Here is a 1128-nt window from a genome sequence, read left to right as displayed (position 1 = left end):
ATCATTGTCGACGTCGCCGTGGCGAAGAACATCGACCTCGACCTCGCGGTGCTCAAGAACCACGGCACGATCGCGAGCTATGCCGACGACGGGGGCGCCAAGCTGGAGCTGAGCGTCCGGCAGAGCATGATGCTCAACGTCCGGTACCAGTTCCTCGTGCTCTACACGGTGGGGCAGGAGGCGCTGGCGGCCGGTGCCGAGGACGTCAACGCCGCGGTGCGCGACGGCGCGCTGCCGGTCGGTGAAGAGCACGGGCTGCCGCTGCTGCGCTTCCCGCTGGCCGAGACCGGCGCCGCGCAGCAGGCCGTCGAGGACGGCGCCGTGGGCAAGGTGATCGTGGACGTCAGCGCTTGACGGCGACGCTGGAGTAGCCCAGGTCGAGCAGCTCGGGGTTCATGGCCGGCGGCGGGGTCCGGTACGGCCACACGTTGACCAGCCCGGGCTCCTCCAGCTCCCAGTCACCGAAGAACGCGGCGATCTCGTCCTTGCCACGCGGGGTGAACGGCTGGTTCGCCCGCGCGTAGATGGCCGAGATGCGGGCCACGTACTCGGGCCGCCGGTCGTTGGCCGCGTGCGTGATCGAGAGCATGCTGCCCGGCGCGAGGGCGTCGCGCAGCTGTGCCACCGCCGCCTGCGGCCCGGCCGTGTCGGGGATGAGGTGCAGCAGGTACATCATCAGCACGCCGACCGGCCGGCCGAGATCGATCAGCGCTCGCAGCTCGGGGTCGTTGAGCAGCGGCGACGGGTCGCAGACGTCGCCGCGGATCATCGCGGTCCGCGGCGACGACAGCAGCGCCCGGCCGTGGATCACCACGACGTCGTCGAGGTCCACATAGACCACCCGGACCGACGGGTCGATGGCGTGCGCGATGTCGTGCACGTTCTCACCCGTCGGCAGGCCGGATCCGATGTCGATGATCTGCCGCACGCCCGACTTGACGATGTGCTCGACCGACCGGCGGATCGCCGCGCGGCCCTCCCGCGCCACCTCGCGCATCTCCGGCGCCACCTGCAGCACCGCCTCGGCGGCCGCGGGGGCGGGCGCCAGAATTGCGTTAACGCCCGCCTACTACTAGATCTTGAACGACGGACAGGTGACCGAAGGGGCGCTGGCAGAGCAGGCCGGCT

General features: G+C 70.7%; 1 protein-coding gene and 1 pseudogene. One reads left to right on the top strand and one right to left on the bottom strand.

Translation table 11 applies throughout. The features are described 5' to 3' along the window. Positions 1-354, top strand: a pseudogene (locus AB0M20_RS45035) (NADPH:quinone reductase); the annotation flags it as partial. On the opposite strand, the gene AB0M20_RS45030 reads toward AB0M20_RS45035, so the two are convergent. Further along, a complete protein-coding gene (locus AB0M20_RS45030) occupies positions 344-1048 on the bottom strand; it encodes an SAM-dependent methyltransferase (protein ID WP_364307765.1) in 705 nt (234 codons plus the stop codon). The pseudogene AB0M20_RS45035 and the gene AB0M20_RS45030 sit on opposite strands and share 11 nt — an antisense overlap. Positions 1049-1128 lie beyond the last annotated feature (80 nt).

The sequence above is a fragment of the Actinoplanes sp. NPDC051633 genome, from assembly GCF_040681735.1.
Classification (GTDB): domain Bacteria; phylum Actinomycetota; class Actinomycetes; order Mycobacteriales; family Micromonosporaceae; genus Actinoplanes.
This window is presented reverse-complemented; position numbering and strand designations above follow the sequence as displayed.